Annotated in this window: 21 protein-coding genes; 18 read left to right on the forward strand and 3 right to left on the reverse strand. The window is 61.4% G+C overall.

What is annotated here, in order from left to right:
- The first annotated feature begins 126 nt into the window (after positions 1-126).
- From PMI01S_RS16140 to selO, 3 genes are read left to right on the forward strand one after another with little or no spacing between them, the layout of a single operon-like run.
- Entirely contained in the window at positions 127-1869 is a 1743-nt protein-coding gene (locus tag PMI01S_RS16140) for a potassium/proton antiporter (RefSeq protein ID WP_084320978.1), read from the forward strand.
- A gap of 34 nt (positions 1870-1903) precedes the next feature.
- Entirely contained in the window at positions 1904-5254 is a 3351-nt protein-coding gene (mscK, locus tag PMI01S_RS16145; protein ID WP_084320979.1) for a mechanosensitive channel MscK, read from the forward strand.
- A 48-nt stretch (positions 5255-5302) separates the two neighbouring features.
- The gene (gene selO, locus PMI01S_RS16150) at positions 5303-6766 is read left to right on the forward strand and encodes a protein adenylyltransferase SelO (RefSeq protein ID WP_084320980.1); all 1464 of its coding nucleotides are present in this window, start codon (positions 5303-5305) and stop codon (positions 6764-6766) included.
- 6 nt (positions 6767-6772) lie between these two features.
- Here the strand turns inward: selO and mazF are convergent, their stop codons facing one another.
- Together mazF and mazE are read right to left on the reverse strand one after the other, a co-directional pair.
- Positions 6773-7135, reverse strand: a complete 363-nt coding sequence (gene mazF / locus PMI01S_RS16155) for a type II toxin-antitoxin system toxin MazF (protein ID WP_084320981.1) — start codon at positions 7133-7135, stop codon at positions 6773-6775.
- Positions 7135-7404 (reverse strand): type II toxin-antitoxin system antitoxin MazE, encoded by a 270-nt coding sequence (gene mazE / locus PMI01S_RS16160; protein WP_084320982.1) that lies wholly within the window; start codon positions 7402-7404, stop codon positions 7135-7137. Before mazE ends, mazF begins: the two co-directional genes overlap by 1 nt.
- Positions 7405-7669: 265 nt before the next feature.
- Here mazE and trxC point away from each other — a divergent pair, with 265 nt between their 5' ends.
- On the forward strand, positions 7670-8104 hold the full coding sequence (gene trxC / locus PMI01S_RS16165; RefSeq protein ID WP_084320983.1) for a thioredoxin TrxC: 435 nt from the start codon (positions 7670-7672) through the stop codon (positions 8102-8104).
- A 144-nt stretch (positions 8105-8248) separates the two neighbouring features.
- Here the strand turns inward: trxC and PMI01S_RS16170 are convergent, their stop codons facing one another.
- Positions 8249-9019, reverse strand: a complete 771-nt coding sequence (locus tag PMI01S_RS16170; RefSeq protein ID WP_084320984.1) for a ParA family protein — start codon at positions 9017-9019, stop codon at positions 8249-8251.
- Between the two features lie 357 nt (positions 9020-9376).
- Between PMI01S_RS16170 and PMI01S_RS16175 the strand changes: the two genes are divergently transcribed.
- From PMI01S_RS16175 to PMI01S_RS16240, 14 genes are all read left to right on the forward strand, one after another.
- Positions 9377-10102: a beta-ketoacyl synthase chain length factor gene (locus PMI01S_RS16175; protein WP_084320985.1), complete on the forward strand. Its 726-nt coding sequence runs from the start codon at positions 9377-9379 to the stop codon at positions 10100-10102.
- Positions 10078-10887, forward strand: a complete 810-nt coding sequence (locus PMI01S_RS16180) for a lysophospholipid acyltransferase family protein (RefSeq protein WP_084320986.1) — start codon at positions 10078-10080, stop codon at positions 10885-10887. The genes PMI01S_RS16175 and PMI01S_RS16180 overlap by 25 nt, the downstream gene beginning before the upstream one ends.
- Complete coding sequence (locus tag PMI01S_RS16185) at positions 10868-11128, forward strand: phosphopantetheine-binding protein (RefSeq protein ID WP_084320987.1); 261 nt, start codon at positions 10868-10870, stop codon at positions 11126-11128. The genes PMI01S_RS16180 and PMI01S_RS16185 overlap by 20 nt, the downstream gene beginning before the upstream one ends.
- A 9-nt stretch (positions 11129-11137) precedes the next feature.
- Positions 11138-11392: an acyl carrier protein gene (locus tag PMI01S_RS16190; RefSeq protein ID WP_084320988.1), complete on the forward strand. Its 255-nt coding sequence runs from the start codon at positions 11138-11140 to the stop codon at positions 11390-11392.
- Positions 11389-11934: a COG4648 family protein gene (locus PMI01S_RS16195; protein ID WP_084320989.1), complete on the forward strand. Its 546-nt coding sequence runs from the start codon at positions 11389-11391 to the stop codon at positions 11932-11934. The genes PMI01S_RS16190 and PMI01S_RS16195 overlap by 4 nt, the downstream gene beginning before the upstream one ends.
- Positions 11931-13613, forward strand: coding sequence for an acyl-CoA synthetase family protein (locus PMI01S_RS16200; RefSeq protein ID WP_084320990.1), 1683 nt, complete (start codon positions 11931-11933; stop codon positions 13611-13613). The genes PMI01S_RS16195 and PMI01S_RS16200 overlap by 4 nt, the downstream gene beginning before the upstream one ends.
- 131 nt (positions 13614-13744) lie before the next feature.
- A complete protein-coding gene (locus PMI01S_RS16205; protein ID WP_084320991.1) occupies positions 13745-14479 on the forward strand; it encodes a glycosyltransferase family 2 protein in 735 nt (244 codons plus the stop codon).
- Positions 14476-15423: a lysophospholipid acyltransferase family protein gene (locus PMI01S_RS16210; RefSeq protein WP_084320992.1), complete on the forward strand. Its 948-nt coding sequence runs from the start codon at positions 14476-14478 to the stop codon at positions 15421-15423. The genes PMI01S_RS16205 and PMI01S_RS16210 overlap by 4 nt, the downstream gene beginning before the upstream one ends.
- Complete coding sequence (locus PMI01S_RS16215; protein WP_084320993.1) at positions 15404-16948, forward strand: HAL/PAL/TAL family ammonia-lyase; 1545 nt, start codon at positions 15404-15406, stop codon at positions 16946-16948. The genes PMI01S_RS16210 and PMI01S_RS16215 overlap by 20 nt, the downstream gene beginning before the upstream one ends.
- On the forward strand, positions 16941-17366 hold the full coding sequence (locus PMI01S_RS16220) for an acyl-CoA thioesterase (protein ID WP_084320994.1): 426 nt from the start codon (positions 16941-16943) through the stop codon (positions 17364-17366). Before PMI01S_RS16215 ends, PMI01S_RS16220 begins: the two co-directional genes overlap by 8 nt.
- Complete coding sequence (locus PMI01S_RS16225; RefSeq protein WP_084320995.1) at positions 17363-18082, forward strand: outer membrane lipoprotein carrier protein LolA; 720 nt, start codon at positions 17363-17365, stop codon at positions 18080-18082. Before PMI01S_RS16220 ends, PMI01S_RS16225 begins: the two co-directional genes overlap by 4 nt.
- Complete coding sequence (locus PMI01S_RS16230; protein ID WP_084320996.1) at positions 18066-20405, forward strand: MMPL family transporter; 2340 nt, start codon at positions 18066-18068, stop codon at positions 20403-20405. Before PMI01S_RS16225 ends, PMI01S_RS16230 begins: the two co-directional genes overlap by 17 nt.
- Complete coding sequence (locus PMI01S_RS16235) at positions 20405-21562, forward strand: cation:proton antiporter (RefSeq protein ID WP_084320997.1); 1158 nt, start codon at positions 20405-20407, stop codon at positions 21560-21562. The genes PMI01S_RS16230 and PMI01S_RS16235 overlap by 1 nt, the downstream gene beginning before the upstream one ends.
- Positions 21549-22751 (forward strand): NAD(P)/FAD-dependent oxidoreductase (locus PMI01S_RS16240; protein WP_084320998.1); only part of this gene is annotated, 1203 nt, incomplete at its 3' end. The genes PMI01S_RS16235 and PMI01S_RS16240, both read left to right, overlap by 14 nt.

Consider the following 22751-nt stretch of genomic DNA (forward strand, 5'->3'; position numbering starts at 1 on the left):
TCATGTGTCGGGCTTTTGATCTGCAAAAGCTTTTTGACAGCATCACATTTCAACAGGTTAGAATCGCTGGCACGCAGACTGCATGGTCAGTTTGTGCCCGCCTTTCAGCTTTCTGGAGTATTGCCTTTGAATGCGACAACCATCAACAGCCTGTTCTTGATCGGCGCGTTGCTGGTAGGTGCGAGCATTCTGGTGAGCTCACTTTCGTCCCGCCTCGGCATCCCGATTCTGGTGATTATCCTGGCCGTGGGCATGGCGGCCGGCGTCGACGGCGGCGGCATTATTTTCGATAACTACCCAACGGCCTATCTGGTCGGCAACCTCGCATTGGCGGTCATCCTGCTCGACGGTGGTTTGCGAACCCGGGTGTCGAGTTTCCGCGTGGCGTTATGGCCGGCACTGTCGCTGGCCACCGTCGGCGTGCTGATCACCACCGGGCTGACCGGCATGGCCGCGGCGTGGCTGTTCAACCTGAACCTGATTCAAGGCCTGCTGATCGGTGCCATCGTCGGCTCCACGGATGCCGCGGCGGTGTTCTCGCTGCTCGGCGGCAAGGGCCTGAACGAACGGGTCACCGCCAGCCTCGAGATCGAATCCGGCAGCAACGATCCGATGGCGGTGTTCCTCACCGTCACCCTGATCGACATGCTCGCCAGCGGCGAAACCGGCCTGCACTGGAACCTGCTGGTGCATCTGGTGCGCGAGTTCGGCATCGGCGGCGTGATCGGCCTGGGTGGCGGCTGGCTGATGCTGCAACTGGTCAACCGGATCAATCTGGCCACAGGCCTTTATCCGATTCTGGTGATTGCCGGCGGTCTGGTGGTGTTCGCCCTGACCAACGCCCTGCACGGCAGCGGCTTCCTCGCGGTTTACCTGTGCGGCCTGGTGATCGGCAACCGTCCGGTGCGCAGCCGTCACGGCATCTTGCACATGCTCGACGGCATGGCCTGGCTGGCGCAGATCGGCATGTTCCTGGTGCTGGGTCTGTTGGTTACGCCGCACGACTTGCTGCCGATTGCCCTGCCCGCGCTAGGCCTGGCGCTGTGGATGATCCTGTTTGCACGGCCGCTGTCGGTGCTGGTCGGCCTGCTGCCCTTCAAGGCCTTCCACGGTCGAGAAAAAGCCTTTATTTCCTGGGTCGGCCTGCGCGGCGCGGTCCCGATCATTCTGGCGGTGTTCCCGCTGATGGCCGGCCTGCCCAACGCCCAGCTCTACTTCAACCTCGCCTTCTTTATTGTGCTGGTGTCGTTGCTGGTACAAGGGACGAGCCTGCCGTGGATCGCCAAACTGTTAAAGGTGACGGTGCCACCGGAACCTGCGCCGATCTCGCGCTCAGCCCTGGAAGTGCATGTCACCAGCGAGTGGGAGCTGTTCGTTTATCGCCTCGGTGCTGAAAAATGGTGCATCGGTTCGCCCCTTCGCGAACTGAAAATGCCCGAAGGCACACGCATCGCTGCACTGTTTCGCGGCCAGCAACTGCTCCATCCGTCGGGTAGTACGGTGCTCGAAGTCGATGATTTGCTCTGCGTAATCGGCCACGAACACAACCTGCCGGCCCTTGGAAAACTGTTTAGCCAGGCGCCTCAACGGGGCCTCGATTTGCGCTTCTTCGGTGACTTCGTACTCGAAGGAGATGCCCAGCTGGCGGCGGTTGCTGCCCTGTACGGGCTGAAAGTCGAAGGCATCGATCCGGACATGACGCTGGCCAGTTTCATTGCTCACAAAGTGGGCGGTGCGCCAGTCGTGGGTGACCAGGTGGAGTGGAACAACACCATCTGGACCGTCGCGGTCATGGAAGGGAACAAGATCGGCAAAGTGGGCGTCAGATTCCCCGAAGGAAGTCGCCCGGGTCCGGGACTCTTCCTCTAAACTCCACACTTCGTCTCGTTTTCGATCGGTCTCTATGTCAACCCTGCGCACCTTTTTCATCATGGCCCTGCTGGGCTTGAGTCTTTCTGTCGGTCCGTTGCAAGCGGCCGAACCGCCGTCCAGCGAAGCCGTGCAGGCGAGCCTGGACAAGATCGCCGAGCGCAAACTGCCGGAAGCCGATCAGAAAGCCCTGCAGACCCTCCTGCAAGCTACGCTGACCCAACTCGATAACAAGCGTGATTACGAGCAGAAGCTGACCGCTCTCAAGCAGCAGCTCGCCACCGCGCCCAAACAGAACATCGAGAACCAGCGCGAACTGACTCGCCTCAAGGCCACCAGCCTGCCGCCGGTGGCGCAACGCTATGCCAAAGAGTCCATTCAGCAGCTGGAGCAGATGCTCACCGAGCGCTCGACCCAGCAAAGCGACCTGCAAAAAGCCCTCGCCGAAGCGAACAGCCTGGTCATTACCGCCCAGACCCGGCCCGAGCGCGCCCAGGCTGAAATTTCCAGCAGCCAGACGCGCATCCAGCAGATCAATAACATCCTCAAGACTGGCAAGGACAACGGCAAGACCTTGAGCAGCGAACAGCGTGATCTGCTCAACGCCGAGCTGGCGGCACTGAACGCGCTGATCCCGCTGCGCCGCCAGGAACTGGCCGGCAACAACCAGTTGCAGGACCTGGGCAATAGCCAGCATGACTTGCTGACAGAAAAAACCGATCGCCTGGACCGGGAAATCCAGGAGCTGCAAACCCTGATCAACCAGAAGCGCCTGGCCCAGTCTCAGGAGACGGTAACGCAGCAGTCCATCGAAGCTCAGAAGTCCGGCAGCAGCGCCCTGCTGGCCACCGAAAGCGCCGCCAATCTGAAGCTTTCCGACTACCTGCTCAAAAGCACTGACCGCTTGAACGTCGTCACCCAGCAGAACCTGCAAACCAGGCAGCAGCTGGACAACGTGACCCAGAGCGATTCGGCCCTGGACGAGCAAATCAACGTGCTCAAGGGCAGCCTGCTGCTGTCGAAGATTCTGTACAAACAGAAACAGGGCCTGCCGCACCTCAAGCTCGACCGTGACCTGGCCGACCAGATTGCCGACATCCGCCTGTATCAGTTCGAAGTCAGCCAGCAACGGGAATTGCTCAGCAACCCGGCGGCCTACGTCGACAACCTGCTCTCGACCCAACCTCCCGAGCAAGTCACCCCGCAATTGCGCAAAAGCCTGCTGGAACTGGCCACCACCCGCGCCGACCTGCTGGAGCGGCTGAACCGCGAACTCAGCGCGGTGCTTAACGAATCGATCACGCTGCAACTCAATCAGAAGCAGCTGCTCAGCACCGCGCAAAGCCTGCGGGCGACCCTCGATGAGCAGATGTTCTGGATTCCGAGCAACAAGCCGCTCGATCTTGAATGGATGCGCGGCGTGCCGGAACGCCTGCAACGCCAGGTGACGACCCTGCCGCTGGCGTCGAGCGTGAGTGAATTGACTGACGGCCTGACACAGCGACCGCTGCTGTTTCTGCCGTTGGTGCTGCTGATCGGCGCCCTGCTGTGGCGACGCAAAAGCCTGTATGCCCGACTGAACAAGGTTCACCAGGACATCGGCCACTTCAAGCGTGACAGCCAGTTGCACACACCGCAGGCGATTCTGATCAATATTCTGTTGGCATTGCCGGTTTCGCTGGGCCTGGCCTTGTGCGGCCTTGCCTTGCAGATCGACGCCCGCGGGCAGAACGCCAACATGGGCTCGGCATTGTTGCAAATGGCCCAGGCCTGGCTGGTGTTCTACACCGCTTACCGGATCCTCGCGCCGGGCGGCGTGGCCGAACTGCACTTCCGCTGGGAAAAGCCTCAGGTCGAATTCCTCCAAAGCTGGATCCGTCGTCTCGGGCTGGTGGTCATGGCGCTGGTCGCGGTAGTGGCGGTTGCCGAGCTGCAACCGGCGGCGCTGGCCGATGATGTGCTGGGCATGCCGGTCGTACTGATCTGCTATGCCTTGATGGCCTGGCTGCTCAGCCGATTGCTGATCAGCAGCCCGGCGCACGAAAACGCCTCATTGTTCCGCAAAGCGGTCGGGGTACTGTTTACTGTCCTGCCTGTCGCGTTGTTCGTAGCGGTATGCTTCGGCTACTACTACACCGCACTCAAACTCAGCGACCGCTTGATCAATACGCTTTACCTGCTGATGTTCTGGCTGGTGATCGAAGCCACGTTCGTCCGTGGCCTGAGCGTTGCGGCACGTCGTCTCGCCTACCAGCGCGCCCTGGCCAAGCGTCAGGCGACGAAAGAGGCCGGCGATGGCGAAACAGTGATCGAAGAACCGACCCTGGACATCGAGAAGGTCAACGAGCAGTCGTTGCGCCTGATTCGTCTGGCGCTGCTCGGCGGCTTCATCGCTGCGCTGTACTGGGTCTGGTCCGACCTGATTTCGGTGTTCTCCTACCTCGACAACATCACCCTCTACGAGTACACCAGCGGCACCGGCGCCAACATGAGCATGGTGCCGATCAGCATCGGCGACATGCTCGGCGCGCTGATCATCATCGGCATCACCTTCGCCCTTGCACGCAACTTGCCAGGGCTGCTGGAAGTGTTCGTACTGTCGAAGCTGAACCTTGCGCAGGGCAGCGCCTACGCCACGACCACGTTGCTGTCTTACGTGATCGCCGGCATCGGTTTCGTCTCGACCCTGTCCACGCTCGGCGTGAGCTGGGACAAGTTGCAGTGGCTGGTGGCAGCGCTTTCGGTGGGACTTGGTTTCGGGATGCAGGAGATCTTTGCGAACTTCATCTCCGGCATCATGATCCTGTTCGAGCGCCCGGTGCGGATCGGCGACACCATCACCATCGGCAACCTGTCGGGCACTGTCAGCAAGATCCGCATCCGCGCCACGACCATCACCGACTTCGACCGCAAGGACATCATCGTCCCGAACAAGACATTCATTACCGGGCAACTGATCAACTGGTCCCTGACCGACACCATCACCCGGGTGACCTTGAAGCTCGGCGTCGATTACGGTTCGGACCTGGACCTGGTGAAAGAACTGTTGCTCAAAGCCGCACGGGACAACCCGCGCGTGCTGAAAGACCCGGAACCGCACGTCTACTTCCTGAACTTCGGCGAAAGCACCCTCGACCACGAGCTGCGCATGCATGTGCGCGACCTTGGCGACCGCAACCCGGTGCTCGATGAGGTCAACCGCTTCATCAACCGCGAGTTCAAGAAACAGCACATCAACATTTCGTTCCGGCAGATGGAGGTTTACCTGAAGAACCTGCACGGCCAGGAATACAAAATGGTGCCGATCGAACCGGAAGCCAAAACCATCGTGCCGCTGGTTGATGGCAAAACACCGCAAGAGCCGCCGCCCGCCAAACTCGACTAACGACTCTATCCCTAGCAGAATGCTCGGACATTCTGCTGGAGATGGCCGGTGAAAGCCCTCGACGAACTGACCTTCGATAACCGCTTCGATCGCTTGGGCGATACGTTTTCCGCCCACGTGCTGCCCGAGCCCATCGACAACCCGCGCCTCGTGGTCGCGAGCCCTGCCGCCATGGCGTTGCTCGACCTTGATCCGGCTGTGGCCGAAACCCCGGAGTTTGCCGAACTGTTCAGCGGCCACAAGCTCTGGGCCGATGCAGTGCCTCGAGCAATGGTCTATTCCGGTCATCAGTTCGGTTCCTACAACCCACAGTTGGGCGATGGTCGAGGCCTGTTGCTGGGCGAGGTCTACAACGAGGCCGGCGAGCATTGGGACCTGCACCTCAAGGGTGCCGGCCAGACGCCTTTCTCGCGCATGGGCGATGGACGCGCAGTGCTGCGGTCCTCGATCCGCGAGTTTCTCGCCTCCGAAGCCTTGCATGCGCTGAACATCCCGACCACTCGCGCGTTGTGCGTGATCGGCTCCGACACGCCGGTGTGGCGCGAAAAACAGGAGCGCGCAGCCATGGTCCTGCGCCTGGCGCCGAGCCATGTGCGCTTCGGGCATTTCGAATATTTCTACTACACCAAGCGCCCCGAGAAGCAGAAAGAACTCGGCGAACACGTGCTGGCCATGCACTTCCCCGAATGCCTTGAGCAGCCCGAACCGTACCTGGCGATGTTCCGCGAAATCGTCGAGCGCAATGCCGAGCTCATCGCCAAATGGCAGGCCTATGGTTTCTGCCACGGCGTGATGAACACCGACAACATGTCGATCCTCGGCATCACCTTCGATTTCGGCCCGTTCGCTTTCCTCGATGACTTCGACGCCAATTTCATCTGCAATCACTCAGATGACCAAGGCCGGTACTCCTTCAGCAACCAGGTGCCCATCGGCCAGTGGAACCTCAGCGCTTTGGCCCAAGCCCTGACGCCGTTCATCAGCGTCGAGGCCCTGCGCGAAACCCTGGGTCTGTACCTGCCGCTGTTCCAGGCCCATTACCTGGACCTGATGCGCCGCCGCCTCGGTTTCACCACTGCTGAAGACGATGACCAGAAACTGCTGGAGCATCTGCTGCAACTGATGCAGAACAGCGGCGTCGATTACAGCCTGTTCTTCCGCCGCCTCGGTGATGAATCACCGGAGCTGGCCGTTGGCCGATTGCGCGACGATTTCGTCGACATCAAGGGCTTCGATGCCTGGGCTGAGCGCTATGTCGCCCGTGTTGCTCGCGAAGGTGAAGTTGATCAGGAACAGCGCCGCCAGCGGATGCACGCGGTCAACCCGCTCTACATCCTGCGCAATTACCTGGCGCAGAAAGCCATCGATGCAGCGGAAAGCGGCGACTATTCAGAGGTTCGCCGGCTGCATGCGGTGCTGAGCAATCCGTTCGAGGAGCAGCCGGGGATGGAGAGCTACGCCGAGCGACCGCCTGAGTGGGGGAAGCATTTGGAGATCAGTTGTTCTTCCTGAGGTGGATCATTCCAGCGGATCGATGGCACTAACGACTCTGGCAACGATGTCGGCCATCGTGATCTCATCGAGTCGCTCAATGAATTTGGCTGAGCCGTCCCGAACACGCTGTTCAATATCAAAACTGTGCACCTGATTACAAACCGCGACGCCATTCGTTTCGTGGCCGGAGACGATGACTGCCAAACCAGAGTTTCGGCTAAAGCTCCCACCACTGGTTATCGGCACGGTCATGCTCACTCCGAGCGAGTTTATTTCCCTGGGCGTAATCACCACGAAGCGATGCCGGTTCATCATCTCCCGGCCCGCAACCGGATTTGGATCAATCCAGTAGACATCACCCCGCTGCGGGGCTTGCCGCCTAACCATCAGCCCAGCTCCCGGCCGACTGGATCGCCCTCTCGTGCAAATGCTGTCTGCGCGTTCAGCTCGGCTAATTCTTCAGAACCTTCAAGCAATTCGGCGAGGCTGTAGCGTTTACGAAGTGGTTGTCTGACCGGACGAGCGATCAACTCCCCATCGACCACGTCAAGCTCCAACTGCGCCCCTACCTCCAAGTGCAAAAGCTTCAGTAGTGTAGGCGGGAGAGTAATAACGGCAGCACCACCTTGACGGCGGATTTTCGATGTCACGGACACGGGATCACTCCTATCCGACAATTTAAAGATATCGGCTTCTCGATGAGTGCAACAAAAGTAGCACGTGGTAAAAGACAAAAGCGAATTCCTCATCAGGGGTGGTTGTGGCTGCCTCCAGCGTAGCCACGGAACCCAAACTGAAAGCCTGAAATATGTGAGCATTTGCGACATCGCAGCGCCCCACTAAAATCTTTTCCTGCTTGATAAAAGCTGTATTCGACTCCAGATCAGCGTCATGGATTACCCATTTATTCAGAGCCCGATTATGTCCGACCCACTCCTCATCCCCTGCCCCCACTGCAACGGCCTCAACCGCATTCCCGCCGAGCGCCTCGGCGACCACCCGAAATGTGGCCGCTGCAAGGCCGAGGTCTTGCTGAGCAAGCCGTTCGAATTGAAACAAGGTGACTACGCCAGTCAGATCAAGGGCGATCTGCCGTTGCTGGTGGACGTGTGGGCGGACTGGTGCGGGCCGTGCAAGTCGTTTGCGCCGGTGTTTGAGCAGGCGGCCGGTCAGTTGGCAGGCAAGTGCAGGCTGGCGAAACTGGACAGCGAGGCTAATCAGCAGTTGTCGGCGCAGCTGGGAATTCGCTCGATTCCAAGTCTGATTCTGTTCAAGAACGGCCGGGAAGTGGCGCGCCAAAGCGGTGCCTTCCCGTTGCCGCAGTTGATGAGCTGGTTGCGTAGCCAGGGAATTTAAAACACCGCGATCCATAGTGGGAGCGGGCTTGCTCGCGATGGCGGACATTCAGTCAACATCAATGTTGAATGTAAGGACCTCATCGCGAGCACGTCGAATCGTCGCACCGCCGCTCCCACAGGAGCTCGGTGTTGTCTCCGGGAATCAGGCGCTTTCGAGCAGGCTGTGCAGCTCGACGAATTGCTGGGTCAACTTGTGCCGTGGATCAAGATGGATCAGCGGCGTATTGGCCTGGTGCGATTCGCGCATGCGCACCGAACTTCCCAAATACACCGGCAACACCGGCAAACCTTCGGCAATCAGTTCATCGAGGATTTGCTGGGGCAGGCTCGCACGGGCCTGGAACTGGTTGACGACGATACCCTCGACCTCCAGCCCTTCGTTGTGGTCGTCCTTCAATTCTTCGATTTCCGCCAGCAGGCCGTAAAGGGCCTGACGCGAAAAGCTGTCGCAGTCGAAGGGAATCAGCACCCGATCAGCGGCAATCAAGGCTGAAACCGCATAGAAGTTCAGCGCTGGCGGGGTATCGAGGTAGATTCGATCGTAGTCGCCGTCGAGCTCCTCGAGCAGTTTGCGCAGCTTGTTGATCTTGTGTTTCGCCTCGAGCTTGGGCTGCAAGTCGGCCAGCTCGGCAGTGGCGGTGATGACGTGGAGGTTGTCGAATGGGGTTTCGTAGATGTCGACCTGGTTTTTCTTAGAGAACGGGCCCGAAGACAGCGTCTGCTTGAAGAAGTCGGCAATACCCATCGGAATGTCATTACCGGTGAGCCCGGTGAGGTACTGGGTCGAATTGGCCTGAGCGTCGAGATCCACCAACAGGGTGCGATAGCCCTCGCTGGCACTGACGGCCGCCAGATTGCAGGCAATGCTGGATTTGCCTACGCCGCCTTTCTGATTGAATACCACGCGCCGCATGTCAAAACCTCCGTGTATCAAAGAATGACCGAGTGTAGTAGTCCACGGCGTCGCTTAGCTACCTCGCCGGCACAGGGACTACGCAGTCAGGTGCGAACGCTCACTGAAAAAGCCGTCATCTCGCCCATCAAAGATGCTCCCGGAGCCGACAGACAGTCGCGATTCGACATGGATAATGGCCAAACGACACCCACCCACGAACCAATCGGTACATTTCGTTGGGCAAAATGTAACCAGCATTTGCTACGCGCTCGCCGCACCGGGATAATGCGCGCCACTCGGCGCTCAGCATCACATCAGGTGAACCGCTGTTTTTTTCGACTCGCCGCGTCAAGAAAGCCCGCAGGGGCGGGATGAATGCCTGTGATCAACTTCAACATCGCCCAATGGCGCGCGTGGGCCCCTGGGCTCGAAAGCGTGGACGATTGGCAGGCCTGGAGCCGACAACCGGTCGCGCTGCCAAGCTGCGATGCCGCCCCCGACGTCTCGTTCCTGCCGGCCATGCAGCGGCGGCGGCTCAGCCGTCTGGCGCGGATGGCGTTCAGTGTTGGCTGGCCGTTGGCCGATGGTCGCCCTGACCTACCGTTGGTCTTTATTTCCCGCCACGGCGAAACCCCACGCACCTTCGATATCCTCAGCGACCTGGCCGCCGATCAGCCATTGTCACCGACCCAGTTCAGCCTGTCTGTGCATAACGCAGTCATCGGCCTGTGGTCGATCATGCGCGGCGAAACCAGCGAAATGACCGCCCTGGCTGCGGCCGGCGATGGCCTTGAACACGGCATGCTAGAGGCGGCGGCACTGCTTGCCGAAGGGGCGCCGGCAGTTCTGCTGGTGGTCACCGAAGAGCAGCCGCCCGAAGCCTATTCGGCCTGGATCGACGACGTGCCCTTCCCGTACGCGGTGGGTTTGTTGCTCACGCCCGGCAACAACTGGCAGCTGTCCCTGAACAGCACTTCGGATGAGTTGTCCAAAGCTCACTGGCCCCATGCCTTGAATCTCTTGCGTACCCTGCTCGGCCAGCAGACCACCTGCCAACATGCCTGGAAAAATCGTGTATGGACCTGGCAACGCAACCTGTAAGCGAAAAAAACCGCGACGCCTATTACTGGCGTTTGCTGGCCACCGCCGCAAGCTTCACCCTCTTCGGACTGGGCGGGCTGTGCCTGCGCCTGGTGGTTTTCCCGGTGCTCAGCTGCCTCCCCGGCAATGCGCAGACGCATCGCCTGCGGGCACGGCAAACCGTCAGCCGCTGTTTCTGGTTTTTCGTCCGATTCATGGCCCGCACCGGCGTGCTGACCTACGACATTGATGGCGCGGAAAAGCTCGGCCGACCCGGGCAGATGATCATCGCCAATCACCCGTCGCTGATCGATGTGGTGTTCCTGATCGGCCTGGTGCGCCATTCCAACTGCGTGGTCAAAAGCAGCCTCTGGGAAAACCCCTTTACCCGCGGCCCGCTACGCCGCACCGAATACATCAGCAACGACGGCAGCATGGACATGCTCGATGCCGCGGCCGACGCACTGAAAAGCGGCCAGACCCTGATCATTTTTCCGGAGGGCACCCGCACCCAGCCCGGTGAAACGCCCTCCTTTCATCGGGGTGCGGCGTCGATCGCACTGCGCGGTGCGAAAATCCTCACCCCGGTGATCATCAAGGTCAGCCCGACCACATTGACCAAGGCCGAGCCCTGGTATCGGATCCCAAAACGTCGCGTGCACTTCAGTTTCCGGGTCGGGGCCGATATAGACCCACAGGCCTTCGCTGCACAGGGTCCCGCTCCTCAAGCCTCGCGCAAGCTCAATGAATACTTGCACCACTACTTTATTAAGGAGCTCGCCGAAGATGAGCGAACTACACCGTGAAATCAAAGAACTGATCATCGAAGCCCTCGGCCTCGAAGACATCAGTGCGCAAGACATCGGCGACGACCAGAAGCTCTTCGGCGAAGGCCTGGGCCTGGACTCCGTCGACGCCCTGGAGCTCGGTCTGGCGATCCAGAAAAAGTACGGCATCAAAATCGACGCCGACGCCAAGGACACCCGCAATCACTTCAGTAACGTGGCGAGCCTTGCGGCGTTCGTCACCGCAAAACAGGCAGCTTGAGACCGGACCATGCAAACTCGTGATGACATTTTCAACACCCTGCGCGATGCCTTGGTCGAACTCTTCGAGCTGGACCCCGAGCGCGTGAGCCTCGACTCCAACCTGTATCAGGACCTGGAAATCGACAGCATTGACGCGGTTGACCTGATCGACCACATCAAGCGCCAGACCGGCAAGAAAATCGCCGCTGAAGAATTCAAGACGGTGCGTACCGTCAGCGACGTGGTCGAGGCGGTCTACCGCCTGGTTCAACCCGCCGCATGAGCCGACTGATCGGCCTTGGCCTGCTGCTGGCAGGCCTGCTGTACCCCTTCGCGGTGTATTTCGGCATGGAGCATTTTGCCCCGTGGCAGTTCGGTCTGCTGCTGGGCAGCCTGTGGCTGGCCCGGGCGCTGACGGGCGTGCGCCGGCCGGGAAGCCTGTGGATGGCAATCGTCGCCATCGTGTTTTGCCTGTTGCTGGCCCTGTTCGACAGCCCCGCCATGCTGCGCTGGTACCCCGTGCTGATCAGCGGCTTCATGCTGGTGCTGTTCGGGTTGAGCCTGAAATACGGCCCGCCGATGATCGAACGCCTGGCCCGGCTGCGGGAACCACGCTTGCCGGCCAAGGCGATTCGCTATACCCGCCAGGTCACCATTGCCTGGTGTGTGTTTTTTCTTTGCAACGGTTTGTGCGCCGCCGCCCTGACTCTCTGGGCGCCGCTGAGTTGGTGGATGTTGTACACCGGCCTGATTTCCTATGGATTGATCGGCCTGATGTTTGCCATTGAATGGCTTATACGACAACGGGTACGAGGCCACCCATGAATTGGATAAAACTTGAGCACCTGTTGCTCAAGGCTCAACCGGAACGCGCCGTGACGGCCGATCCGGTGCTGAATCACGCACACTTGTGCGAACAGGCCCTGAGCCTGGCCGCCGGCCTGCAAGCCCAGGGTGCGCGGCGCATCGCCGTGCACCTTGAGGACGCCGCCGAGCTGGCGATTGCCCTGCTGGGCGCCTGGCGCGCCGGGGTCAGCGTGCTGCTGCCTGCCGACCTGCAACCGCAAACGCGCCAGCGCTGGTCCGGCGAAGTCGATCTGTGGCTGACGGATCAGGCCGACGACGTGCACCTGAGCGACTATCGCCATGCGCCACTGACCGCCGCGGCCCTGGACCTGGATCGCTGCTCACTGAGCCTGTGCACCTCCGGCTCCAGCGGCGAGCCCAAGCGCATCGACAAGACCCTGCGCCAACTGGCCAATGAAGTCGAAGCGCTGGAGCAACTCTGGGGTGCCGATCTGGGCGAGGCGTGCCTCATCGGTAGCGTTGCCACCCAGCACATCTACGGCCTGCTGTTCCGGGTGTTGTGGCCGCTGTGTGCCGGACGCTCGTTCGTGCGCAAGCAACTGGCCTTTCCGGAAGATTTGCAACGCGCCAGCCGCGAACACCCGGCCTTTGCATGGGTCGCCAGCCCCGCGCTGCTCAAGCGCATGGGCGACAACCTTGACTGGCCGGCGCTGAGCGCGGTTCGCCGGGTATTTTCCTCCGGCGGTGCGTTGCCGGCCGAGGCGGCGTTAAGCCTGCAACAACGGCTGCAACAGTGGCCGACGGAAATCCTTGGCAGCTCGGAAACCGGTGGCATCGCCTGGCGTCAGGGCAACGATCTCTGGCAAGCCTTTGCCGGCATCGAATTGAGCCAGGACAGCGACGGCGCGCTGCTCATTGCGTCGCCGTATCTGCCGCCCGGTCATATTGAACACACTGCAGATGCGGCGCGAATCGCCGCCGACGGCCGCTTCGAACTGCTCGGGCGGCTGGACCGGATCGTCAAACTGGAAGAAAAACGAATCTCGCTGCCGATGCTGGAGCAGGCGCTGATGGCCCACGAGTGGGTCGAGCAAGCACGCCTCGGCGTGGTTCAGGAGAATCGCGCTTCGCTGGGTGCGTTGCTGGTGCTGAGCGAATCGGGTTTGCATGCCTTGCGCAATCAGGGGCGACGCACCCTCACTCAGGAACTGCGCCAGCACCTCAGCCAGCATTGCGAAGCCCTCGCCCTGCCACGACGCTGGCGTTTGCTGCGGCAACTGCCGTTCAACACTCAAGGCAAACTGCCTCAGGCCGACGTGGAAGCCTTGCTGCTGGCGCCGCGCCCGAAAGCACCGCAAGTGCTGGAGCAGGTCGAAACCGATGGCGAGTGGAGCCTGCAACTGGCGATACCACCGGACCTCGCTTACTTCAGCGGCCACTTCCCCCAGGCGCCGGTTCTGCCCGGCGTGGTGCAGGTGGAGTGGGCGTTGCACCTTGGCCAGCAATTGATGAGCCTGCCGGAAAAATTCGCCGGCATGGAAGTGCTGAAGTTCCAGCAACTGGTGCGCCCGGGCGATGAAGTCCAGTTGCACCTGCGCTTCGATCCGGTGCGCAGCAAATTGTACTTCGCGTACCGCAACGAGACCGCCACCTGTTCCAGCGGGCGGATTTTGCTGGAGGCTTCGGGTGATGCATAAGTTTGGTGAGTGCTGCGCACTCAATCGCGAGCAAGCCCGCTCCCACAGGTGGGCGGCGTCGTACACAAATACGGTGTGGGAACGGGCTTGCACGCGATGCAGGCGTCTCGGTCTTACAGGCGATACCCAAGATGTATAACCCCTGCGCAATCATCCCGGTCTACAACCACGAAACCGCGATCACTACCGTGGTCGACGCAGTGATCGCAAGCAACTTGCCCTGCATTCTGGTGGATGACGCCAGTGATCAATCCTGCGCGGCGGTACTCGATCAACTGGCCCGGCGCGAGATGGTTTACCTGATCCGCCTCGCCGCGAACCTGGGCAAGGGCGGCGCGGTCATGACCGGCCTGCGCGAAGCCTCGCGCCTGGGCTTCAGCCATGCCCTGCAGGTAGACGCCGACGGTCAGCATGACCTGCAAGATATCGCGACCTTCATCGAACAATCACGCGCCCATCCGCGCGCGGTGATCTGCGGCTATCCGCAATACGACGCCAGCGTCCCGAAAGGTCGCCTGTATGCCCGTTACCTGACGCACGTGATGGTCTGGATCAACACCCTGTCGCTGCAGATTCGCGACTCCATGTGCGGCTTTCGCGTTTATCCATTGCCACCGACCCTGGCGCTGATCGACTCGGCGAAGATCGGCAAGCGCATGGACTTCGACTCGGACATTCTGGTGCGCCTGGCCTGGCGCAATCAGCCGATGCAATGGCTGCCGACCAAGGTGCACTACCCGCTGGACGGCGTCTCACACTTCCGTATGTTCCACGACAATGTGCTGATTTCGAGCATGCACACCCGGCTGTTCTTCGGCATGTTGCTGCGAGCGCCGGTGATCCTCTGGCGAAGGTGGCGGGCATGAGCATCAACGCAGACAAAGAACACTGGGCCGACCGCCAGGAGCGCGGCAGTTTCTGGCTGATGAAGCTCACCGCGTTCGGCGCCAAGGTTCTCGGTCGCCGACTGTTGAGCCCGCTGTTGTACGGCATTGTCCTGTACTTTTTTCTGTTCGGTCGCAGTGCCCGCCACAGCGCCTGGCAGTACCAGCAACGCCTCGCCGACTGGAGCGGCCGCAACGAACTGCGCCCGACTCACTGGCGCGTGTTCGGCCAGTTCATGGCCTTCGCCGATTCGATGCTCGACAAACTCGATGTGTGGAACGGCAAGCTGAGCATCGAGCAGATCGAAATCATCGACCCGGCCTTGCTGCGCAATCAGTTGCGCGGCAGCCGCGGGCAGCTGCTGGTGGGCGCGCATCTGGGCAATCTCGAGGTGTGCCGTGCGCTGGCGGAGATCGGCGAAAAGGTCACGATGAACGTGCTGGTGCACACCAAGCACGCCGAGCAGTTCAACCGTTTGCTCGGCGAAGCCGGGGCGACCAATCTGCGGCTGATTCAGGTCAGCGAACTGGACCCGGTGATCATGCTGCAACTGCACGAGCGCCTGGAGCGCGGCGAGTGGCTGGCGATTGCCGGTGATCGCGTACCGTTGCATGGCGGGCGCAGCGTGACCGTGGATTTCCTTGGCCATCCGGCAAAGTTTCCGCAAGGGCCGTGGCTGCTGGCGGGGCTGTTGAAATGCCCGGTCAACCTGCTGCTGTGCCTGAAGAAACCCGACGGCGATTATCGACTGACCCTCGAACCGTTCGCCGATGCGATCACCTGGAAACGCAGCGACCGCGAACAGGTCATTCATCAGTGGGCCACCCGCTACGCCGAACGCCTGGGTCACTATTGCCTTGAAGCGCCTCAACAATGGTTCAACTTTTACCCTTTCTGGAAGACCGATGACGACGCCAACGCTTGAGCCGGTAACCTTCGGCGAACTCCCTTTGCGCATCGAAGACGTGCTGGCCCTGGCCAACCGTCAGGTGCCGACGCAGTTGCAGGATGATCCTGCGTACCGCGAACGCATCGCCAAAGGCGCGCGATTCCTCGACTCCCTGCTGGACAAGGAAGGCGTGATCTATGGCGTGACCACCGGTTACGGCGATTCCTGCGTGGTCGCTGTGCCGTTGCATCACGTCGAGGCGCTGCCCCGTCATCTGTACACGTTTCACGGTTGCGGGCTGGGCAAACTGCTCGACGCCCAGGCCACACGCGCGGTGCTCGCAGCGCGTTTGCAGTCGCTGTGTCACGGGGTGTCCGGGGTGCGCGTGGAACTGCTGGAACGCCTGCAAGCATTCCTCGAACACGACATCCTGCCGCTGATCCCGGAAGAGGGTTCGGTGGGCGCCAGTGGTGATCTGACCCCGCTTTCGTATGTGGCCGCGACCTTGTCCGGCGAACGCGAAGTGATGTTCCGCGGCGAACGCCGCCAGGCCGCGGACGTGCACCGCGAACTCGGTTGGGAGCCGCTGGTACTGCGTCCTAAAGAAGCACTGGCACTGATGAACGGCACCGCCGTGATGACCGGTCTCGCCTGCCTGGCCTACGCCCGCGCCGATTACCTGCTGCAACTGGCCACCCGCATCACTGCGCTGAACGTGGTCGCGCTGCAAGGCAATCCGGAGCACTTCGACGAACGCCTGTTCGCCGCCAAGCCGCATCCGGGGCAGATGCAAGTCGCCGCGTGGCTGCGCAAGGACCTGGCGATCGACGCACCGACCGCGCCGCTGCATCGCCTGCAAGACCGTTATTCCCTGCGCTGCGCGCCCCACGTGCTCGGCGTCCTGGCCGACAGCCTGAACTGGCTGCGCTCGTTCATCGAGATCGAGCTCAACAGCGCCAACGACAACCCGATCATCGACGCCGAAGCCGAGCGTGTACTGCACGGCGGGCATTTCTACGGCGGCCACATCGCGTTCGCCATGGACAGCCTGAAAAACCTGGTGGCCAACGTGGCCGACTTGCTCGACCGTCAACTCGCATTGCTGGTGGACGAGCGCTACAACCATGGTTTGCCGAGCAATCTGTCCGGCGCCACGGCGGATCGCGCGATGCTCAACCACGGCTTCAAAGCCGTGCAGATCGGCACCAGCGCCTGGACCGCCGAAGCCCTGAAAAACACCATGCCGGCCAGCGTGTTCTCGCGCTCCACCGAATGCCACAACCAGGACAAGGTGAGCATGGGCACCATCGCCGCCCGCGATGCGATCCGCGTGCTGGAGCTGACCGAGCAGGTCGCCGCCGCTACCCTGCTGGCCGCCAATCAAGGTGTGTGGCTGCGCAGCAAAGCTGAAGATGCCCGTCCGTTGCCACCTGCCCTCGCCGCCATGCACGCAGAGCTGGCCAAGGACTTCCCGCCGGTCATCGAAGACCGCGCACTGGAAGGCGAATTGCGCCTGTGCCTGAAACGGATTGCCGAGCAACACTGGAGGCTGCATGCGTAGCAAGGGAGTGCTTCACACCGATACGGAAATCCTCGTGCCGTTCTTTGACGTCGACACCATGAACGTCGTCTGGCACGGCCATTACGTCAAATACCTGGAAATCGCTCGTTGTGCGCTGCTGGACAGGATCGGCCACAACTACGACGCCATGGTTGCGTCGGGTTACGCCTGGCCGGTGATCGACCTGCAATTGCGCTACGTGCGCGGTGCTGTGTTCGGCCAGAAATTGAATGTGCGGGCGAACCTGGTGGAGTGGGAACACCGGTTGAAGATCAACTACCTGATCAGCGACCTGGAAACCGGTGAACGCTTGACCCGCGCCAGTTCCGTGCAGGTGGCCGTCGACATGAGCAGCCGCGAAATGCAGCTGGCCTCACCCAAGATTTTCACCGACGCCGTCGAGAGAGCCCTGCCATGATTTTCTGCCTCCGCCGCTCCCCTGTGGGAGCGGGCTTGTCGGATCGCCGCACCGCAGCGATGGTCGTTAACGATAACGCTGGGCACCTGACACCCCGCGGCGCTCTCAGGCTTTTCGCGAGCAAGCTCGCTCCTGCAGTGTTGTGTGTGCTGCTAAGTATTCCGGGCCTCGCCAACGCCTTCGATCTGCAACAGCTCAGCGATCAACTGGCCAAACCCGATGTGATTCACGGCAATTTCATCCAGGAAAAACACCTGCGCGCCCTGCCCCAGCCGTTGACCAGCAAGGGCGCCTTCGTTCTTGCGAAAAACCACGGCCTGCTCTGGCTGCTGAAAACGCCGCTGCAACAGGATTACCGCATCACCGCCAAAGGCATTGCCCGGCGTGATGCCAATGGTTGGCAGACGCTGCCCGGCAAGAGTGCCGGCGCCGAACAGAACCGCTTGTTCCTCGCCGTGCTGCAAGGTGACAGCAGCGGGTTGCAACGGGACTTCGAACTGTCGCTGAGCGGCGAGGCGCAGAACTGGAAACTGACACTGACCCCGCGTTCGCTGCTGCTCAAGCAGGTGTTCAATCAGATCAATATCACCGGCGGCGAATTGGTGCACAGCATCGAACTGCTGGAAACCCAGGGCGACAGCACCCTGTTGCGCATGCAGGACAGCACCAGCGGCCAACCGTTGAGCGATGCGGAGCAACATGACTTTGCCGAGTGAACGCACGCTTCCACGCCTGTTTCTGATCCTGCTGCTGGCAGTGCTCGCGCTCGCCGGTTGGCAATGGCGTGACGGCGCACCGCTGTCGGCCAACCTGATGGAACTGGTGCCGGGCACGGCACCGGACGCGCTGGAACTGCGCGCCGAACAACGCATGCAAGAACCGCTGAACCGCGAAATGCTGGTGTTGGTCGGTCACAAGGATCGTCAACAAGCCGTCGCCATGGCGCAGAAACTGGGCGAGCAGTGGCAGGCCAGCGGTTTGTTCGAAAAGGTCCAATGGACTCTGCAAGCCGACTTGCCGGCGCTGCGTACGCAATTGCTGCAAGGCCGGTTGGCGATGCTGTCGGCAACGGATCGACAGCAACTGATCGAGCATCCCGACGCCTTTATCCAGCAACGGGTGCAGGCACTGTTCGACCCGTTCACCGGTTTCAGCCTGGTGCCGAGCCAGGATGACTGGCTGGGCCTGACCGGGCGCATCCAGAACAGCCAGCCGCAACACGGTTCGGTGCAACTGGACATCGGCAGCGGTGCGCTGGTTGCCGATGCCGACGGCAAGAGCTGGGTGTTGTTGCGGGCACGCACCACCGGCAATGCCTTTGACATGAACCTGCCGCTGCAAGTGGCTGATCTGCTCAAGCACAGCCGCGAAGAAGCAGCTCAGAGTGACGTGCAACTGCTGGCCGCCAGTGGTTTGCTCTATGCAGCGGCCGGTCAGCAACAAGCCACCCGGGAAATGACCTGGGTCGGTGGCGGCGCCACCGTCGGCATTCTGTTGCTGTTGTTACTGGCCTTCCGCCGCTGGCGGGTGCTGCTGGCGTTCGTCCCGGTGCTGGTGGGCATGCTGTTCGGCGCGGTGGCGTGTGTGGCGCTGTTCGGCCATATGCACGTGATGACGCTGGTGCTCGGCTCCAGCCTGATCGGCGTCGCGGTCGATTACCCCCTGCACTATTTGTCCAAGAGCTGGAGCCTGAAACCCTGGCACAGCTGGCCGGCGTTGCGCCTGACGTTGCCGGGCCTGACGCTGAGCCTGATCACCAGTTGCATCGGTTACCTGGCGCTGGCCTGGACGCCGTTCCCGGCCCTGACCCAGATCGCCGTGTTCTCCACCGCCGGCCTGCTCGGCGCCTACCTGTCGGCCGTGTGCCTGCTGCCCGCGCTGCTCAAAGGGGCGGATTTACGCCCGGCGCAATGGCCGCTGCGGGTGTCCGAGTATTTGCTGGATCGTCGTGAAGCGCTGCTCAGAATTGCGCGAACGCCAGTGCTGCTGGCCTTGCTGATTGCCTTCTGCGTCGGTGGACTGTTGCAGCTCGACAGCAAAAACGACATTCGCCAATGGGTCGGCGCGCCGCAGCAATTGACGGACGAAGCCCAGACCATTGCGCGCATCACCGGTTACCAACCCACCAGCCAGTTCTTCCTGGTGCGGGCCGCCAATCAGCAAGCATTGCTCGAACGCCAAACCGCATTGAGCGAGCGCCTGGATCAGTTGGTCAATCTGGACAAACTCCAGGGCTATCTGTCGCTCAATCAACTGGTCAGCCAGCCCCACGAACAACACAAAGTGCGCGAAGCGCTGAACAAGTTGCCGCAGTTCTGGCAACCGCTGCTCGATGTCGGCGTACCACTTGAAGCGCTGAAAACCGAGCTGGCGACGTTGCAGGCATTGCCGGTCGAAGACATCGACAGCGCGCTGGCCGGACCGTTGGCCGAACCCTGGCGCACACTGTGGCTGGGCCCGACCGAGGATGGCGTGGCGGCGATGGTCAGCCTGCAAGGGCTGAACAACCCTGCACTGCTGCGGGTCCAGGCGCGGGATTTGCCAGGCGTGGAACTGGTGGATCGCCTGGGCGAATTGAACAACGTGTTTGCCCAGACGCAGATCAGCGCCGCTGAACTGAAACTCGCCTCTTGCGTGCTGATCGTGCTGGTGCTGATTCTGCCGTTCGGCCTCGGCGGCGCGTTGCGCATCGTTTCGCTGCCGCTGCTGGCGGCGCTGTGCAGCCTTGCCAGTCTTGGCTGGCTCGGACATCCGCTGACGTTGTTCAGCCTGTTCGGCCTGCTGCTGGTGACGGCGATCAGCGTCGATTACGCGATCCTCATGCGCGAACAGGTCGGCGGCGCCTCCGTGAGCCTGCTGGGCACCTTGCTGGCGGCGCTGACCACCTGGCTGTCGTTCGGTTTACTGGCGGTGTCCAGCACGCCGGCAGTGAGTAACTTCGGACTGTCGGTGAGCCTGGGCCTGGCGTTCAGCTTTCTGCTCGCGCCGTGGGCAGGGCGACAAGTGCATGCGACCAGCGTCGCGGAGTCGGCAGCGTGATGGTCGTGCTGTTCTGGGCGATGGCCCTGGCGCTGTTCGCCATGGCCACGCGGGTCGGTCGTCATTTCGGCCTGATCCCGATCGTCAGCCAGTTGTTGCTGGCCACCGTCGGCTTGCCGTTACTGATGTATTTCTGGATCGAACCCCACTGGCAATTGAGCGGCGCGACGCTGGTCGCACCGATCTGGCTGAAAAACCTCTACAGCCTGAGTTTCGCGCTGTTGCTGGGCTATATCCTCAGCGACGTGATCGATCTGCGACTCGATCGCCAGAGCCTGAAAATCGCCCTGCCGAGTTTCTGCGTGCCGTTTGCCTGCGGCCTCGCCACGGCGATCTGGTGGCTGCCCCCGCAGCCATGGATCAGCTCGTTGGCAGTGGGTCTATTGTTCGCCATCACCGCGATCCCGGTGTTGTACCTGTACTTGCGGCATATCGGTTACCCGACCACTGCCACCCGGCGACTGGTGCAGACGGCGATCCTGATCGACCTCACGTGCTGGACGCTGTTTGCCATCGCTCAGGGGAGCCTGCACCTGAGCAGTCTGCTGCTGCCCTTGGCCTGCGCCTGCGTGCCCTTGCTGCTGTGGGTGACCGGCCTGCGCCAGCCACGGCTCTACAGCGGGTGTTTCTTTGCGCTGCTGGTGGTGGCCGAGCACTACAGACTCAATGCGCTGATTGTCGGCATCGGCTATTTGCTGTGCATGGCCGCGCTGAAGGTGCCGCTGGTGTTGCCGGTGCAGGCGATCTGGATGAATCGCTTGCAGACCTGGATCGCGATCCCGCTGATCCTCACGTTCGGCATCGTGCAGATCAATGTCCACAGCGCCATGGACAGCCTGAGCTGGGCGCAACTGGCCGCGCTGTTGCTGTTGCCGATTGCCAGCAAACTGCTGGGCAACTGGCTGGGACTCGGCTGGGCCGGCGCCTCGTTTGCCGGTGCCAGTCGCTGGCGCGAAAGTGTGCTGCTGAACATTCGCGGCTTGAGCGAGATCGTCTTTCTCAACCTGCTGCTGCAACAACAGCTCATCAGCCCGCCGCTGTACTTTGCGCTGATGTTGATGGGCCTGATCGCAACACTGCTGCCGGCATTGGTCGGCATGCATCGAATCCCCTTGAAAGCTGCCGTCTCGGCAAGGAGCCCCCATGCCAACCGTTGAAATGGAACGTCGTCAGGTAGTGATCATCGGCGCTGGCCCATCGGGCGCCATTGCCGCCGCACTGCTCAAGCGCAAAGGGCATGACGTTCTGGTGATCGAGCGCCAGCATTTCCCAAGGTTCTCCATCGGCGAAAGCCTGCTGTCGCACTGCCTGGATTTCGTCGAGGAAGCGGGCATGCTCGATGCCGTCAACGCCGCCGGTTTCCAGTTGAAAAACGGTGCAGCGTTTGCCTGGGGCGAACGCTATAGCGCTTTCGATTTTGGCGAAACGTTCAGCCAGGGCAAGCCGACTACCTTCCAGGTTCAGCGCGCCGACTTCGACAAACTGCTGGCCGATCAGGCCGCGCTGCAGGGCGTCGAAATCCGCTATGGCGAAGCCATCGTCAGCGTCGATGTCGAACGGGCGAAACCGCAGCTCGGCGTACGTCGTGAAGACGGCAGCGAATACGCTATCGAAGCCGACTTCATGCTCGACGCCAGCGGTTACGGTCGAGTTCTGCCGCGCTTGCTCGACCTTGAAGCACCGTCGAATTTTCCAGTGCGCCAAGCCGTGTTCACTCACATCGAAGACCATATCGACAACCCGACATTCGAACGGGAAAAGATCCTCATCACCACCCACCCGACCCAGCGCGATATCTGGTTCTGGACCATTCCGTTCAGCAACGGCCGTTGCTCGGTGGGTGTTGTCGCGGCAGCCGAGCACTATGAAGGCCGCATGGACAACCTGGACGAATGCCTGCGCGGGTTCATCGCTGAAACCCCGGGCCTGGCCGGCGTGCTGAGCAACGCGGTGTGGGATACGCCGGCGCGCACCATCGGCGGGTATTCCGCCAACGTCAAAACCCTGCACGGTCCTGGTTTTGCACTGCTGGGCAACGCGGCGGAGTTCCTCGACCCGGTGTTCTCCTCCGGCGTGACCATCGCCATGCGCTCGGCGAGCATGGCCGCCGGGGTTCTGCACCGTCAATTGCAAGGGGAAAGCGTCGACTGGCAGACCGAGTTCGCCGACCCGCTCAAACGCGGCGTCGACACCTTCCGTTGCTATGTCGAAGGCTGGTACGCCGGGACGTTCCAGGACGTGATTTATCACGAGGGCGGCTCGGAGGACATTCGCCGCATGATCAGCTCGATCCTGGCCGGTTATGCGTGGGACGAGCGTAATCCGTTCGTCAGCGAAGCCAAGCGT

Source organism: Pseudomonas migulae NBRC 103157, from assembly GCF_002091715.1.
Lineage (GTDB): Bacteria > Pseudomonadota > Gammaproteobacteria > Pseudomonadales > Pseudomonadaceae > Aquipseudomonas > Aquipseudomonas migulae_A.